Origin of the sequence: Oceanobacillus sp. FSL W7-1304, from assembly GCF_037969805.1 — a bacterium.
In the GTDB taxonomy this organism is placed as follows: domain Bacteria; phylum Bacillota; class Bacilli; order Bacillales; family Amphibacillaceae; genus Oceanobacillus; species Oceanobacillus profundus.
Genome location: NZ_CP150211.1, coordinates 2,790,801 through 2,806,178 on the forward strand (window position 1 = coordinate 2,790,801; position 15,378 = coordinate 2,806,178).

Annotated in this window: 13 protein-coding genes; 11 read left to right on the forward strand and 2 right to left on the reverse strand. The window is 37.8% G+C overall.

Going from position 1 to position 15,378, the window contains the following annotated elements; translation table 11 throughout:
- The first annotated feature begins 91 nt into the window (after positions 1–91).
- From NYE61_RS14150 to NYE61_RS14170, 5 genes are all read left to right on the forward strand, one after another.
- Positions 92–532: an SRPBCC family protein gene (locus NYE61_RS14150; RefSeq protein ID WP_251659769.1), complete on the forward strand. Its 441-nt coding sequence runs from the start codon at positions 92–94 to the stop codon at positions 530–532.
- Between the two features lie 88 nt (positions 533–620).
- Positions 621–1,505 carry a VOC family protein gene (locus NYE61_RS14155; RefSeq protein ID WP_303447120.1) on the forward strand — a complete coding sequence of 295 codons (885 nt, stop codon included), beginning with the start codon at positions 621–623 and terminating at the stop codon, positions 1,503–1,505.
- Between the two features lie 310 nt (positions 1,506–1,815).
- Positions 1,816–3,261: a carbon starvation CstA family protein gene (locus NYE61_RS14160; protein ID WP_095310099.1), complete on the forward strand. Its 1,446-nt coding sequence runs from the start codon at positions 1,816–1,818 to the stop codon at positions 3,259–3,261.
- Positions 3,262–3,364: 103 nt separating this feature from the next.
- Entirely contained in the window at positions 3,365–3,523 is a 159-nt protein-coding gene (locus tag NYE61_RS14165; RefSeq protein ID WP_303447119.1) for a hypothetical protein, read from the forward strand.
- Between the two features lie 317 nt (positions 3,524–3,840).
- Positions 3,841–4,626 carry an SDR family oxidoreductase gene (locus tag NYE61_RS14170; protein ID WP_303447118.1) on the forward strand — a complete coding sequence of 262 codons (786 nt, stop codon included), beginning with the start codon at positions 3,841–3,843 and terminating at the stop codon, positions 4,624–4,626.
- Positions 4,627–4,839: 213 nt separating this feature from the next.
- Here the strand turns inward: NYE61_RS14170 and NYE61_RS14175 are convergent, their stop codons facing one another.
- Complete coding sequence (locus NYE61_RS14175) at positions 4,840–4,980, reverse strand: hypothetical protein (protein ID WP_251659779.1); 141 nt, start codon at positions 4,978–4,980, stop codon at positions 4,840–4,842.
- A gap of 625 nt (positions 4,981–5,605) precedes the next feature.
- Here NYE61_RS14175 and NYE61_RS14180 point away from each other — a divergent pair.
- The 5 genes from NYE61_RS14180 (at position 5,606) to NYE61_RS14200 (ending at position 13,109) form a co-directional block, all read left to right on the forward strand.
- Complete coding sequence (locus NYE61_RS14180) at positions 5,606–6,952, forward strand: gluconate:H+ symporter (protein ID WP_095310102.1); 1,347 nt, start codon at positions 5,606–5,608, stop codon at positions 6,950–6,952.
- A 343-nt stretch (positions 6,953–7,295) separates the two neighbouring features.
- Complete coding sequence (locus tag NYE61_RS14185; protein ID WP_303447116.1) at positions 7,296–9,068, forward strand: sigma-54-dependent transcriptional regulator; 1,773 nt, start codon at positions 7,296–7,298, stop codon at positions 9,066–9,068.
- Positions 9,069–9,314: 246 nt separating this feature from the next.
- On the forward strand, positions 9,315–10,634 hold the full coding sequence (locus tag NYE61_RS14190; protein ID WP_303447115.1) for a four-carbon acid sugar kinase family protein: 1,320 nt from the start codon (positions 9,315–9,317) through the stop codon (positions 10,632–10,634).
- 85 nt (positions 10,635–10,719) lie between these two features.
- On the forward strand, positions 10,720–11,718 hold the full coding sequence (gene pdxA, locus NYE61_RS14195; protein WP_303447114.1) for a 4-hydroxythreonine-4-phosphate dehydrogenase PdxA: 999 nt from the start codon (positions 10,720–10,722) through the stop codon (positions 11,716–11,718).
- Positions 11,719–11,858: 140 nt separating this feature from the next.
- Positions 11,859–13,109 (forward strand): lactate racemase domain-containing protein, encoded by a 1,251-nt coding sequence (locus NYE61_RS14200; RefSeq protein ID WP_303447113.1) that lies wholly within the window; start codon positions 11,859–11,861, stop codon positions 13,107–13,109.
- Between the two features lie 282 nt (positions 13,110–13,391).
- Here the strand turns inward: NYE61_RS14200 and NYE61_RS14205 are convergent, their stop codons facing one another.
- The gene (locus NYE61_RS14205) at positions 13,392–14,366 is read right to left on the reverse strand and encodes an aromatic acid exporter family protein (RefSeq protein ID WP_095310112.1); all 975 of its coding nucleotides are present in this window, start codon (positions 14,364–14,366) and stop codon (positions 13,392–13,394) included.
- A gap of 256 nt (positions 14,367–14,622) precedes the next feature.
- On the opposite strand from NYE61_RS14205, the gene NYE61_RS14210 reads away from it, so the two are divergent.
- Positions 14,623–15,372 (forward strand): SDR family oxidoreductase, encoded by a 750-nt coding sequence (locus tag NYE61_RS14210; RefSeq protein WP_303447112.1) that lies wholly within the window; start codon positions 14,623–14,625, stop codon positions 15,370–15,372.
- Positions 15,373–15,378: the final 6 nt, after the last annotated feature.

The window sequence follows — 15,378 nt, forward strand, 5'->3', positions numbered from 1 at the left end:
TTATGTAATGAAATTCATCTAGAATCCTAGTTGAATATTAAAGCGTTTACATATATGATTAACTTAATTCTACAATAGCGGGGTGTTAAGAATGGAATCGAGTAAGAAAGAAATCATAACAGTTGATACAACAGTTCAAAAACCAGTTGAAAAAGTGTGGGAATGCTGGACGAATCCAAAGCACATCACACAATGGTCCAATGCTTCTGATGACTGGCATGCACCAAAAGCAGAGAACGATTTAAGAGCGGGAGGTAACTTCCTAACACGAATGGAAGCGAAAGACGGCAGCTTCGGATTTGATTTCACAGGCGTTTATGATGAAGTTAAGCAGTATGAGTTAATTTCTTACACGCTGGAGGACGGTAGAAAAGTTGAAATTACGTTTATTGGTCAGGAAAATGGCACAAAGGTAGTGGAGACATTCCAAGCTGAAAATACCAATTCCATTGAGATGCAGAAAGCAGGGTGGCAGGCGATACTTGATAATTTTAAAAAATATAGTGAAGCTATCTCTACCCAAGAAATTTAAAAGCTGTTTTTCATAATGGTGGGGAAACAACGACATTTTTGAAATACTAGAATACAGAGTAAAATACACTAAATATTGGTGGGATTTTATGCAAAAAATAGTTCCGCATTTATGGTATGACAAAGAAGCAAAAGAAGCTGCTTCGTTTTATATCGGTTTATTTGATCAGTCCAAATTACTGCATGTGGCTGTTATTGGAGACACGCCATCTGGTGACTCTGAAATAGTAAGCTTTGAACTGGCTGGTCAGGAATTTCAAGCAATAAGTGCGGGTCCATATTTCAAATTGAACCCAACTGTTTCGTTAATGGTTGCTTGCGTGACCGAAGAAGAAGTTAACACCAAATGGGAGGCATTAGCAGACGGGGGCACGGAATTAATGCCACTTGGGGAATATCCGTTTAGCAAGCTGTATGGCTGGGTGCAGGATCGCTATGGGTTGTCCTGGCAGTTGATGCTTGTAGACGAAGAGCAGGTTTCACAGAAAATTACGCCAAACATGCTTTTCTCTGGGGATGCATGCGGCAGGGCTGAAGAAGCAGTAACCTTCTACACCAAAATATTTAAAAACGCTAAAACAGGGATAATCAGCAAGTATGAACCTGGAGAATCACAATCAGCAGAGGCAAGCGTGAAATATGCTGATTTCAATCTTTTTGGAATGAATATAGCAGCAATGGATAATGGAATGAACGTTGATTTTACTTTTAATGAAGCATTTTCTTTCATTATTAATTGTAAAGACCAGGAAGAGATTGATTATTACTGGGACAAGCTTTCTGCCGTACCAGAATCGGAACAATGCGGTTGGGTCAAAGATAAATTCGGTGTTTCCTGGCAGATTGTTCCGGATAACATTGATGAAGTTTTGTTTAATGGGCCAAAGGATGAGGCGCGCAGAGCTTCTGAAGCACTACTGAAAATGAAGAAAATTGACATTAGCGCATTGGAAAGAGCTCGTTTGGCAAAATAAAGTAATATCAAAACATGGCCTTAACTCTTGGGTAGTATAGAGTTAAGGCCATGTTTTGTATTTGGGGATAGGGGTGAATTTTGTTACACTCCATTCGTTTTAGGGTGTAATAACTCATCTGCACTATAAGCTGACCTCTCTTTACTGGATATTAAGAAATATATTTGATTATATAACTGGATAATTGGTTATATGGCAAATACTTACTTGAAATAGTAGAAATTTGTAGAGAAATGTCAAAAGTCATTGATTTTTCACACTATCCATTATATTATTATATTTAAATTTTTAGAAAAAGGGGGGTTCAGCGGTGGTTACTTTTATAGCATCTATTGTGTTGTTAATTGTTGGTTATATCGTTTATGGGAAGGTGGTTGAACGAATTTTTGGCATTAATGACCAAAACCCAACGCCTGCCTATACAAGCAATGATGGTCTTGATTATATGCCAATGAGTTGGTGGAAAGCGAGTTTAATTCAGCTTTTAAATATCGCTGGAACCGGTCCGATTTTTGGCGCAATAATGGGTGCGCTTTATGGTCCAGTAGCATTTATCTGGATTGTTGTTGGTTGTATTTTTGCTGGAGCGGTACATGATTACTTTTCCGGAATGGTATCACTTAGGCATAATGGAGCGCAATTTCCGACAATTGTCGGTAAATATTTGGGAGAAAATTTAAAATATATCACGACAATCGTTTCGATATTTCTAATGGTTTTGGTAGCGGCGGCTTTCACTGCAGCACCTGCTCAATTACTGACGCAAATAACACCACTAAATTTTACGACATGGCTTCTTATTATATTCGTTTATTTAGTACTTGCAGCAGTTCTGCCAATTAATAAAGTAATTGGAAGGGTTTATCCGATTTTTGGAGCGATTTTAATTTTTATGGCTGTGTCGATTGGAATTGGTTTGTTCTTTTTTGATTACTCAATCCCAAATTTAACATTAAGTAATTTACATCCTGGAGAGATGCCAATTTGGCCATTATTAATGGTAACCATATCTTGTGGTGCAATCTCTGGATTTCATAGTACACAAAGTCCAATACTAGCTCGAACCTTGAAAAAAGAGAGTGAAGGCAGAAAAGTGTTTTATGGAGCAATGATTGGTGAAGGGGTTATTGCCATGATTTGGGCAGCAGCAGGAATGACCTTCTTTGGCAGTACTGGTGCATTGCAGACAGCACTGAACGCAGGAGGGCCTGCTGGAGTTGTTAATGAAATCAGTCTAACAACACTGGGGACATTTGGCGGGATTCTTGCGATATTGGGTATTGTCGTCCTTCCAATTACGACCGGTGATACGGCACTACGTTCTTCAAGAATGATGCTTGCAGAATTATTGACTCAAATAACTAAAAAAGACTTTAAAGGAAAAGGGAAGTTAGCATTACTTATTATTCCTATAGCAGGACCAGCACTATATCTTTCTACGATTGATTATAGCTTCCTCTGGCGCTATGTGGGTGGATCTAATCAGATTGTTGCTGCGGTAATGTTATGGACTGCAGCCATGTATCTTCTAAAAAATAACAAGTTTCATTGGATCTGCAGTATTCCTGCATTGTTCATGACAGCGGTAGTAAGTACGTATTGGTTTTACGCACCAGAGGGATTTAATCTGAGCTATGGTATTTCACTGATTCTAGGAATGGTTATTTGGTTGGCTGTACTTGCATGGTTTGTAAGACAACTTATTAAACATAAAGCAGCCGGCAACAATGAGGATTCGGATGTGAAAGCAGGGTAGCGGGTGAAGGGACAAAGATTCTCTTTGAGTTCCTTGTCCCAAATTACCTTTTGTTTTGGAGCGATGAGCCTGACCCTACGTTCCCAAAAAGGAGATTACGGGGATGGATAAAGATATAGGAGAGTTTGTCAGGTTCTTTCTGTTTGAAGGAATTGCGACAAATATTTTTGGAATTATCATGTTTCTAGCTGGTGTTTTCACCATTGTATTCGGAAGTTATATGGTTATTAGTAAAAAAGCCGTCAATCTAAAGTCAATATGATAAATATCATCAATTACCCTGTCACTTTATATAGAAGTGGCAGGGTTTTTCCATATGCAAAACTGTCCCATAAGTAAGTTGAATAGAACCATCCAAGCATTGATAGGCGTTGCTCGGGTCGAAAACGTTAAGAGAAATAGTGCAAAAATGAATACGCCTGACTAAAACGGAGAAAGTATAAAGGGTCAATCTCAGGACCTTTAAATTGACAAAATAAAATGATTACGATACATTTATACTATATTCAAAATACCTTAATTAAATATAATTAAATTAAAAGTATTAGAATATAAAAACAGCAGAGAGGGATGACATATATGGAAAGGTTCGAAGGGAAAGCAGTACTTATCACTGGGGCAGGATCTGGTCTAGGTCGTGCTGTAGCATTACAAGTAGCTAAAGAAGGGGCAAAATTATCTTTAGTTGATTTAAATGAAAAGGGATTAGAAGAAACAAAAACGGAAGTACTTGAGGTAGCACCTAGTGCAGAAGTTCTTCTAGTAACGGCGAACGTTGCTAATGAGGATGAAGTAAAAAAATATGTAGATAAAACAGTAGAAGCATTTGGCACGATTGATGGATTCTTTAATAATGCTGGAATTGAAGGAAAACAAAACCTGACAGAAGATTTCGGTTCAGATGAATTCCAAAAAGTTGTTGATATTAACCTGAATGGTGTATTCTATGGCTTAAAATATGTTCTGAAAGTGATGAAGGAAAATGGCAGCGGGCACGTAGTAAATACTGCTTCAGTAGGTGGCATTCGTGGTGTTGGCAACCAATCAGGCTATGCCGCTAGTAAGCATGGTGTAGTTGGATTAACACATAACTCTGCAATTGAGTATGGCCAATACGGTATTACAATTAATGCAATTGCTCCAGGGGCAATTATGACCCCAATGGTTGAAGGATCATTAAAACAAATGGGTGGCGAAGATGGCTGGGAAGAAGTTGGAAAAGCATTTGTCGAACCAAACCCAATGAAACGTTTCGGTAAACCAGAAGAAGTAGGCTACTTAACTGCCTTCCTTTTATCTGACCATGCAGGATTTGTTAATGCCGCTGTTGTGCCAATTGATGGTGGACAGTCTTATAAATATTAAGTTTCAATTAGATATTATTTAAACGCGGATAAATGAATTAAACAGTTCTAGATATGGAGAAGCAGGGGATCAGAAACAGATTCCCTGCTTCTTCAGTATTCCGCACACATTCGAACTCAAAAAGCTTCAGGTTGGGCTTACAACAATTCAATGCATAACTGTTAAGCCGACTAGAATGAAGAATACCTTCTGTAAATAAACTTACTCTGCAATTTAGCGACTACTTCTCTTTTCTCGCACAGTGACGATAGGTGTTGTTGCACCATGTTCTTTCCGGATGGTTTTTCTTGCCTCTGCATGTGTTCTGGCATTTATCGTTTTAAGCAGTTTTTTTCCATCTATCTCAGCTTCCACAAGAAAGCACTTTTCGCCGCACCTCAATTGAATCTCTCCTTCTAAATTACAAATTGTACATATATAAGAGTAAATAAGAAAAATTCCGTTAACCCTATTATACGCTGTTATCGAACGGATGCTATGAAATATAATTCTGCTCATTTTATACCGTACAGAATAAACACTACACGAATACCTCTCTACCAATTAATTTAACAAAACTGTTGAAAAAACAAACACAAATAACTCTATTTATTCTCTTGACAAGAATATAAACACAGTATAAAATGACTTTGATGCGAAAAACAACAGTTTAATGCTTTCTAAACTATTTCAGGCAGTTAATAGAGGAAGTGTTGTGAATTTTATCTTGGTATCTTAGGAAAATGTTGCGATTTAGCACATATAGCGATTATGTACGTCGCTAATGGCGAACAGAGAACAAAAGCAGGCAGTCTGATTCTCTATTTTAAATTCATTTTGTAAGCACTGCCAATTGAGTTTGAGATGAATGAGTTTGGTCATTTATTGAGAGTGTATATAGTGGGAGCGCACTGAGATGCTGCTATCTATAAGGAACAAATTACAATATCTTTATATAAAGCAAACAGAACTGCTAAAAATTACATTGGGGGGCTAATATATGCCATTATTAATTGTTGCAATAGGGGTACTGTTACTACTTATTTTTATCATGAAATTTAAATTAAACACATTTGTTTCATTAATTATTGTTTCGTTTATTGTAGCCCTAGCGCTAGGAATGCCTATGGGGGAAGTTGTTGGGTCGATTGAAAGCGGTTTAGGTGGAACACTTGGTCACATTGCCTTAATCTTTGGTATGGGTGCCATGCTTGGTAGATTAATTGCAGATGCAGGTGGAGCGAACCGCATTGCAATAACGCTAATTGACAAATTTGGCGAAAAAAGAATTCAATGGGCTGTATTATTTGCTTCATTTATAGTTGGTATCGCATTATTCCTTGAAGTAGCAATTGTATTACTTGTTCCGATTATATTCTCAATCGCAAAGGAATTAAAAGTTTCTATTGTTAAACTAGGACTACCAATGGTTACTGCTGCATTGGCAACGCATGCATTTTTACCTCCGCATCCAGGCCCAACCGTAGTAGCTGCGGAATATGGTGCAAATATTGGCTTGGTCCTAATTTACGGAATTATAGTCGCTATCCCAACAGTTATTTTTGCGGGTATCTTGTATCCGAAGCTTGCAAAAAAGATTGTGCCGACTGCATTTACGAGAGAAGGCAGTGCATCGTTTGGTGTCCAAAAGACATTTAAATTAGAGGAAATGCCTGGTTTTGGTATTAGTTTATTTACAGCACTATTTCCTGTTATTCTAATGGCTTTAGGTGCTATCGTTGATATGGTTCAGCCGGTCTTCGGCTTTTCCGATAACATGTTAGTGAGTTTGATTCGTTTCATTGGTAATTCTTCAACTGCTATGTTGCTTTCTTTATTACTGGCAGTTTATACAATGGGATTGAGAAGAAATATTCCAATTAAGACATTAATGGATTCTTGTTCTTCCGCAATCAATGCCTTAGGTATGCTGCTGCTAATCATCGGTGGTGGCGGTGCTTTAAAACAAGTGCTTATTGATGGTGGTGTTGGTGATTATGTTGCTGATATCTTTGCAGGATCTGCAATGTCTCCGGTCTTCTTTGCTTGGATGGTCGCAGCAATATTACGTATTTGCTTAGGGTCTGGAACGGTTGCAACGCTAACAACAGCAGGATTGGTTATACCTTCACTTGCTGGAATTCCCGACGTTAATCTAGAGCTAGTTGCTCTTGCGACAGGAGCAGGTAGTGCTATTGCATCACATGTTAACGATGCCGGCTTCTGGATGGTTAAAGAATCTCTGGGTATGACATTAAAAGAAGCATTTGGAACATATACCGTACTGTCCACAATCGTTGCTGTATCTGGTCTAGTATGTACTTTATTATTAGATATCATAATTTAAAAAAACAAAACAACCATGTTATAGATTCTGTTCTATATAATGGTTGTTTTTTTACATGCAGTTCTTCCAGATTTCGTTTGAACGCTGGTATTCCAATTAGTATTGAAATCGCTTTATCAATTACTTTTACTTTGAGGGAATATGGCTTATAATTAATAGTGTTGCAAATTGCATACTATCTACTATTAAAGTAAGTAAAATGAAACGGAATTCACTTCCTTTACAGATTACTAGATTAGAACTTTTAATGGGAAATCTACAATAGGTTTAGGTTAAGAACTCATTGTAATTAAAAAATAAAAGAAATACATAACTTGATTTTAGTGACAGAAGGTGAAGTAAAATGATAAAAGCGTTGGTAATCGTCCCTTATGAGGGACTGCTTGAAATGATGAAAGATATCAGTCAAGAAATAGAAGATATTGAATTACACATTGAATTAGGTAACTTATATGAAGGTGTCGCAATTGCAAAGAATGCTGAAAATGAAGGCTACCATGTTGTTATCAGTCGTGGCGGTACGGCTTCAATGATACAAGAGGCGGTATCTATCCCGGTAATCGATATTCAAGTTTCTGGCTACGATGTATTACGCATTTTAACACTTGTAAAAGGATTTTCTGGCAAAGCTGCTATTGTTGGATTTTCGAATATCACCCAAGGTGCAGCTACAATATGTAAGCTGCTGGATTTAGATGTTAAGACATTAACGATTACAAGAGACAATGAAGTAAAAGAAAAATTAACGGCCTTAAAAAAGCAAGGCTATGAGGTAGTAATTGGAGACGTCATAACGATGCAGGCTGCAAAACAATTAGGTATGACAGGAGTTCTGATTACATCTGGTAAAGAAGCGATTATGGATGCGTTAGAAGAAACAAGAAGATCCTATCGTTTATTTTCAAGACTACAGCAGGATATTGCGTTAATGCAAACGATTCTTGATAGTAATGAACAGGCTATCGGGGTTTTCAATCAAGCAGCGGAAATGACGTATGGTAATGCACGATTTCATAGCGATTTTCATTGGTTGCAATTAGACGATGCTACCGATGTAAAAAAACTTATGCAGGAAACAATCTTAACAAACAAAAAGCAAGTAAAAACCCTTTACATTAATAATGAATTTTGGAAAATAACAACATGCCCGATCAACGGTGAAGCGGCATTATTTTTTGAAAAAGCGCATTCAAATCAAACGACTGTGCAAAGTGAGCATGGAAAGCAAAATGCAATTGAATTGCATACGCCTCCTTCGCGGACTCCAATTTCAGGAAAAAGTCAGGCAACCCAGAAGGTATTGGATCAAATCAATCGATACGGAAAACGTGATGAGCCTGTCTGGATTTCCGGGGAGCAAGGGAATGGAAAGGAATTAGTTGCCCATTCCATTTATTTAAAAAGGAAAGCTTCGGATGAACTGTTGATTACATTGCATTGCGATACGATAAGTGCAGAGCAATTGAAGGAGCTCATGAAGGAGGGATTTTTTCAAAAGTACGCCAATGGAGTGATTTTCTTAAAGCATATCGACAACCTGAATGCTTATATGCAAAAGGAATTATTAAGTGTCCTTCAGGATGAAAATGAACAGAAACCACAATGGCTTGTATCTTCAACCGATAATATGGATAAAAAGATTAAAAATGGAGATTTTCATCGTGCGTTATACCAATTGTTAGCGCGATCACAGATTCAAATACCGCCGCTTCGTGAACGGAGAGAAGATATTGAGGATTTAGTACACGTATTTATTTCCGATTTGCATCCGAAGTATGGCAATGAAGTCGTCGGGATTCGGGATGATGCACTGGAGCAGCTTGTCCACTATGATTGGCCTGGAAATGTGGCACAGCTGAAGCATGTAATGGAGCAATTATTTTTGGAGGCACAATCCTATTATATTGAGAAAGCAGAAGTGGACATTGTATTTAAGAGATTGGAACATCAAGCAAGGTGGAATGATGCATTATCGTATATTGACATTAGTGGTACATTAGAAGAAATCGAAAAAGAAGTGATTGCAAAAGTCCTTGAAGATGAAGGAATGAATCAATCCAGAGCGGCTAAACGTTTAGGAATTAATCGATCGACCTTATGGCGCAAGCTTAAATAATAGCTTGCGTTTTTCTATGCAAAAATGCTCTTTCTGATGCAAAATACAACAATATATAGAAATTAAAAAATAAATAAACCAAATCATTGCTAAATGCAACGTTTTGGTTTATGATTGTTATTGAAAGCGTTATTAGAATAGATAATAGAAATAAATATAATGCGATATACGATAGACAATAAGTAGAAATAAAGCGAAAACGCAAAAAAGCAAATGCTGAGATTGTTAAGAGGGGAGGTAAACAGAATGAAACTGGCAGTGATAGCAGATGATTTAACAGGTGCAAATGATACAGGCGTTCAGTTTGCGAAAAAAGGGTTAAGCACAACGGTGCTTTTTTCAGATACACACTTACAGCCAGTGCATTTAAGTGAAGATGTCATCGTTTTAAATTCAGATAGTCGTGCCCTCGATTTTCAAAAAGCTTATGATATTGTTTTCAATCTATCAACAGAATTAAACAAATTAGGCGTAACAAAAGTGTTTAAGAAAATCGATTCAACGATGAGAGGGAATGTCGGTCAGGAAATTGATGCAGTAATGGATGTATTTCAATTTAAGACGTCATTTGTCGTACCAGCTTTCCCAAAAAGCAAGCGAACAACCGTGGATGGTAAGCACTATGTGCATGGGGTACTATTAGCAGAATCGGAAATTGCAAACGACCCCTCCTGTCCTGTGAAAGAAAGCTACCTTCCAAAATTATTGCAGGAGCAAAGCAAGCGGGACATTGAATTGATCTCCATTTCGGATGTTCAAAAAGGAAAACACCACTTATTGGAAAAAATGATAGCGATAACTGCGGATACTCCTTCCAAAATTATCGTTATAGATGCTACAACAGATGAAGAATTAAAGTCAATTGTGGAAGCCGCGGAAATGCTTGAAGAGAATTTCCTTTGGGTTGGTTCGGCAGGAGTTGCCTCTCACCTTTCAAGCAAAGGCAACTATGACGAGGTAGTACTTAACAAGCAAATAGATGAACGACCGCCAGTATTGGTGGTAGCAGGCAGTGTGAACACAATTACCCATCAACAAATTCGGGATTTACGAAAAGGGAATACTGTAGAAGAAATTGTCATTTCTCCTGAAGCATTCTTTTATGAAGAGGAACGAAAGCGCGAGATTGATCGTGTTGTTCAAGCAGGTCAAGAATTACTGGGAAAAGGTGATCTAGTAATAACGACTGATCGTGGGCAAGAGGCGATGAATCGAGTGAAGGAACTGAAACGAGAACTAAGTTTATCAAACTTTGAGGTAGGGCATACGATTGCCGAATCAATGGGAATCATTGCCGGTCAGTTAATTGAATCGAAGGACATTTGTGGTGCTGTTTTAACTGGTGGAGATATTGCAGGTGCAGCCTGTAAAGCATTAAAGGGTGAAGGAATTCGAGTCATTGGTGAAGTAGAAGCAGGTATCCCATATGGTAAGCTATTCGGTGGATTGTATGACGGCATTCCGATTGTAACAAAGGCGGGTGCATTTGGTACCGAACAGGCACTTTCAAAAGCGCTTCAAACCGTTACGGAAGTGCATGGACATGCGATAAGCTGTAATGAATGATTTTTACAACGTATAACGTCAAGCTTATGATTGCCTTTTACAATAGGCTTGGCGAAAAAGAAAAGGATAATAGGAGGAAATAATGATGGCCACTAAAAAACCAAGTATTGCAATAACAATGGGCGATCCTTCAGGGGTAGGACCTGAGATTATCGTCAAATCCTTAAATGATAAAAATATCTATGAAACATGTCGTCCATTTGTAGTTGGCGATGCAAAAATATTGAAAAGAGCACTTGATGTAACCAATGTAGCGCTTCAAATAAATAGCATTACACAACCAGAGGAAGCAACGTACGAATATGGCACAATCGACATTATTGATTTAGATTTAGTTTCTGCCGATTTACCATGGGGTGAAGTTTCACCAGAAGCTGGAAACGCTGCATTCCGTTATTTGGAAAAGGCAATTGCTTATGCAAATGAAGGGAAAATCCAAGGGATCTGTACAGCGCCTTTAAATAAAGAAGCGCTTCATAAAGCAGGTCACATCTACCCTGGGCATACAGAAATTTTAGCAGAACTAACGAACACGAAAGATTTCGCAATGATGCTATCTGCTCCAGGGTTACGCGTAATTCATGCAACAACACATGTTGGTCTAATCGATGCTATCAAAAACAATAATGTTGATCGTCAATATACAGTGATTAAGCTTGCGCATGAAACGTTGCAAAAAGCAGGAATTGAATCCCCACGCATCGCTGTTTGTGGAATTAACCCGCATGCTGGAGAAAATGGACTTTTCGGAAATGGCGAAGAGGAAGAAAAAATTATTCCAGCTGTTGAAAAAGCACAAGCAGAAGGGATTAATGTACAAGGGCCCCTTCCAGCAGATACACTATTCTTTAGAGCAAAACGTGGTGACTTTGACATCGTTGTTGCACAATATCATGATCAGGGACATGGTCCAATTAAAGTGCTAGGTCTAGAAGCTGGTGTAAATATTACAGTTGGACTTCCAACAATCCGTACAAGTGTAGACCATGGAACAGCTTTTGATATCGCTGGTAAAAATATTGCGGACGAGCTATCCCTAAAAGAAGCGCTTCGTATGGCGGTTGAACTAGCCCCCGAAAATTAATACTAAATGATCAAGCAGGAGGTTGACATCGACCTCTTGCTTTCCTTGCATAAAGATTTTGTTGAAGAATAGATGCACTACCCACTACAAGGGATATTTCTTAAAAACTGGATAAAAGTAATATGGAAGGAGTGACGTCAATGTCTTTACCGAAGTTCGCAAAAATAAGACAAAAATTCCAAGTAGAAAGCCTGAACGATATAACTGGAACCATTTCAGAACAATTCAACCATGTAAAAGCAGACGAAAAAATAGGGCCTGACATGGAAATTGCGATTACCGTAGGAAGCCGGGGAATTGCTAACATTCCACTAATCGTCAAAAGTGTAGCAGATGAAATTAAAAAAAGAGGTGCAACACCATTCATCATTCCTGCAATGGGAAGTCATGGTGGAGCAACTGCCGCAGGGCAAATTGAAGTACTGGACGGTCTTGGCGTAACAGAGGAATCTACCGGATGCGAAATTCGTTCGTCCATGGAAGTTGTAGAGGTTGGCAAAACATCAGCAGGCATTCCCGTTTATGTTGATAAGCATGCATATCATGCCGATGGTATTATTGTAATGGGCCGTGTGAAGCCACATACTGATTTTAAAAAGGATATTGAAAGTGGCATTTTAAAAATGGCATCGATTGGCATGGGGAAACATAAGCAAGCATTAGCCCTTCACACATATGGTATTAGAGGAATTCGTGATATGATGCCTGAGGTTGGTAAAGTAGCCATTGGTAATTCAAATACATTATTTGGGATAGCAATTGTAGAAAACGCCCATGAAGAAACGGCAATCATTGAAGCGATCCATCCAGATGAAATTGAAAATCGCGAAAGAGAATTATTGAAACGTGCATTTGCTTTGATGCCAAGCCTTCCAGTTGACGAAATGGATATATTAGTCGTTGATGAAATCGGTAAAAATTATAGCGGAACCGGCATGGACACAAATATTATTGGTCGAATCCGTGTATTAGGTGTTGAAGAGCCAGAAAAGCCTAGTGTAAAATATGTTATCGCTTCGAATTTAAGTGAGGCAAGCCATGGGAATGCATTAGGAATTGGCCTATCAGATTTAACAACGAAACGGCTATTTGACAAAATTGATTTAAAAACAATGAACGAAAACGTTGTAACAAGTACATTTTTAGATAGAGCTAAAATTCCAATTGTCCTTGATAGCGATCGTGAAGCGTTGAAGGCTGCTCTACGCGCTACTTGGGGTGTGCCAGCACAGGACGCAAGAATTGTACGAATTCCAAACACCCTTCATATTGGCGAACTGTTTGTATCAGAAGTAATTTTCAATGAACTGAAGGATAAGGAAAATATTGAGGTATTAGAAGGCTTACATGAAATGAAATTTGATGCGGATGGTTATTTTCCGTCTATGTAATAACATCATATTAACGAACAATAAATAGGCAAGCTTAGGATATACCTTAGCTTGCCTATTTATTGTTATTCGCTAATTTCGTCTTTTATTATCAATTTTTTCGGCTATCGAGTAGGCTATAATTTGAACTGCTACTAATGCCATAAGTATTTCGAAAGCATATTTAAGTTCAGTGGTTAAATGAATAACTAGAAGAATTAAAAATAGTATTATAAATATATATTTTACCCTTTTTACCATAACATGGTTTCCCCCTGTTGCTTTTCTTTTTTTTCGATTGCATCAATCTATCACTTCGAAAACTTTCTTTTTAATCGTTAAATAATTTTTAATCTCAAAGTTTAAATAAAATAAGTTTGCTCTAACCTCAAATTCCTCTCTTGTTTTAGGTAATTCTGTTTCGCGAATAGACGCTTCATAATTTTCTAGCCTTTCAAGTGCACTATGTATTGTATCTCCTGAGTGCACATTTTGACTTACGTACTCAAAAAAGTCAGCAAGCATTCCCCTTTGTTTAACATGCAGATCTGATGAAGATATAATATGAACGATTGTTACCATTTTTTTGAGGATTTCCAGCTGGTCCCCACGCATTTGCAGATAGTGATAATCTTTGTTTTCTGCCCTGAAAAGATGATTTTCTACATCTTGAATGACAATGCTTTTAGATTTATGAATGATTTCCTCTGCTTCAATAATTTCCTTCCCATCCCATTGCCTTTCATTATCTCTTAAGTAAGCTGCTAGTTCATAAAGAATGACACTAAACCGTTCTCCGATTTCGAACATATTCTTGTTAATATTTTTTTTAAAACTTGGCATGATGCTGTTAACAAGGATAGCAATTCCCATCCCGATTAAAATAATATAAAGCTCATTTAAAAACGTCTCCAGGCTCGCTTCCTGCACCGTATAAATATGCAGAACGACTACCATGCTTGTGATAAAACCATTCTGAATACGAGCTCTCAAAAGGATTGGGACGAATAAGAGGATAAATAGAGCAAAGGAGATTGGGTTATACCCTAATAATTCAAAAAATAACATACCAATAATGATGGATAAAAGAGATGCGAAGAACTTTTCTTTAATTGTATTTAATGTTCTTTTCTTTGTTGTCTCAATACACATAATGACGATAATCGCTGCAAACGTTGCAAATTCCAGCTCGATTAAACTCGCAATCCATATTGCTAACCCTGCACCTATAGCGGTTTTTATTGTCCGATAGCCCATTCCAACCATACGAAACACCATCCTGTAATTGTTCAGTAATTACTCCATTATAACCCATAATGGGTATCAGAATGAATCTTAGGGTTAGCACCGTATACAGTCGGAGGGTAGCTTGTTCCATGTAATTGTATGTCTGCCCTTTTAACTTATATGCTCCTACTTGTCTGCTCGATTACGACAATTTCCCTCTGCTGAAATTGCATTTAACAAAAATACATGTTATTATTTAGATGTTAAATATTTAGATGTCTAAATATATACGAAAGAGGTAATTGGAATGAGATTACAAGATAAAGTAGCAATTGTTACAGGCAGTGCTTCTGGTATTGGTAGAGGGATTGCTCTTGCAATGGCAAAAGAAGGCGCGCATGTTGCCATTGTTGATGTAAATGAAGAAAAGGGAAAAACAACCTTTGCGGAAATAAATCAATATGCAGAAGGCTTACTTTTTATAAAAGATATCTCGATAAAAGAAAATATCGAGGAGATTGTTACCGAAGTTGTGAAGAAGTTTGGTAAATTGGATATCCTAGTTAATAATGCACATGTATCCAGACAGGCTCCTTTTATGGAAACAACACTTGAACACTTTGATTTATCGTTTGGAACAGGGTTTTATCCTACATTCCATTTTATGCAGGCATCTTATCCGGAGCTAAAGAAGACGCATGGCAAGGTCATTAACTTTGCATCTGGTGCGGGAATTGATGGGCAAGTGACACAAACATCCTATGCTGCAGCAAAAGAGGCAATTCGTGCAATTTCTCGAGTTGCAGCAAATGAGTGGGGACCAGATGGAATTAATGTGAATTTAATATCACCAATTGCCCTCACGCCTGGTGTTGAACAATGGCGTGAAAATGCACCTGAATTATACGATGCAATGATTAATAAATTACCGCTTCGTCGGTTAGGTGATCCAGAGCAGGATATTGGCAGAACTGCTGTCTTCCTAGCAAGCACTGATTCGGATTATATTACGGGCCAAACGATCATGGTCGATGGTGGTTCAATTAAATTACGTTAAGGAGGA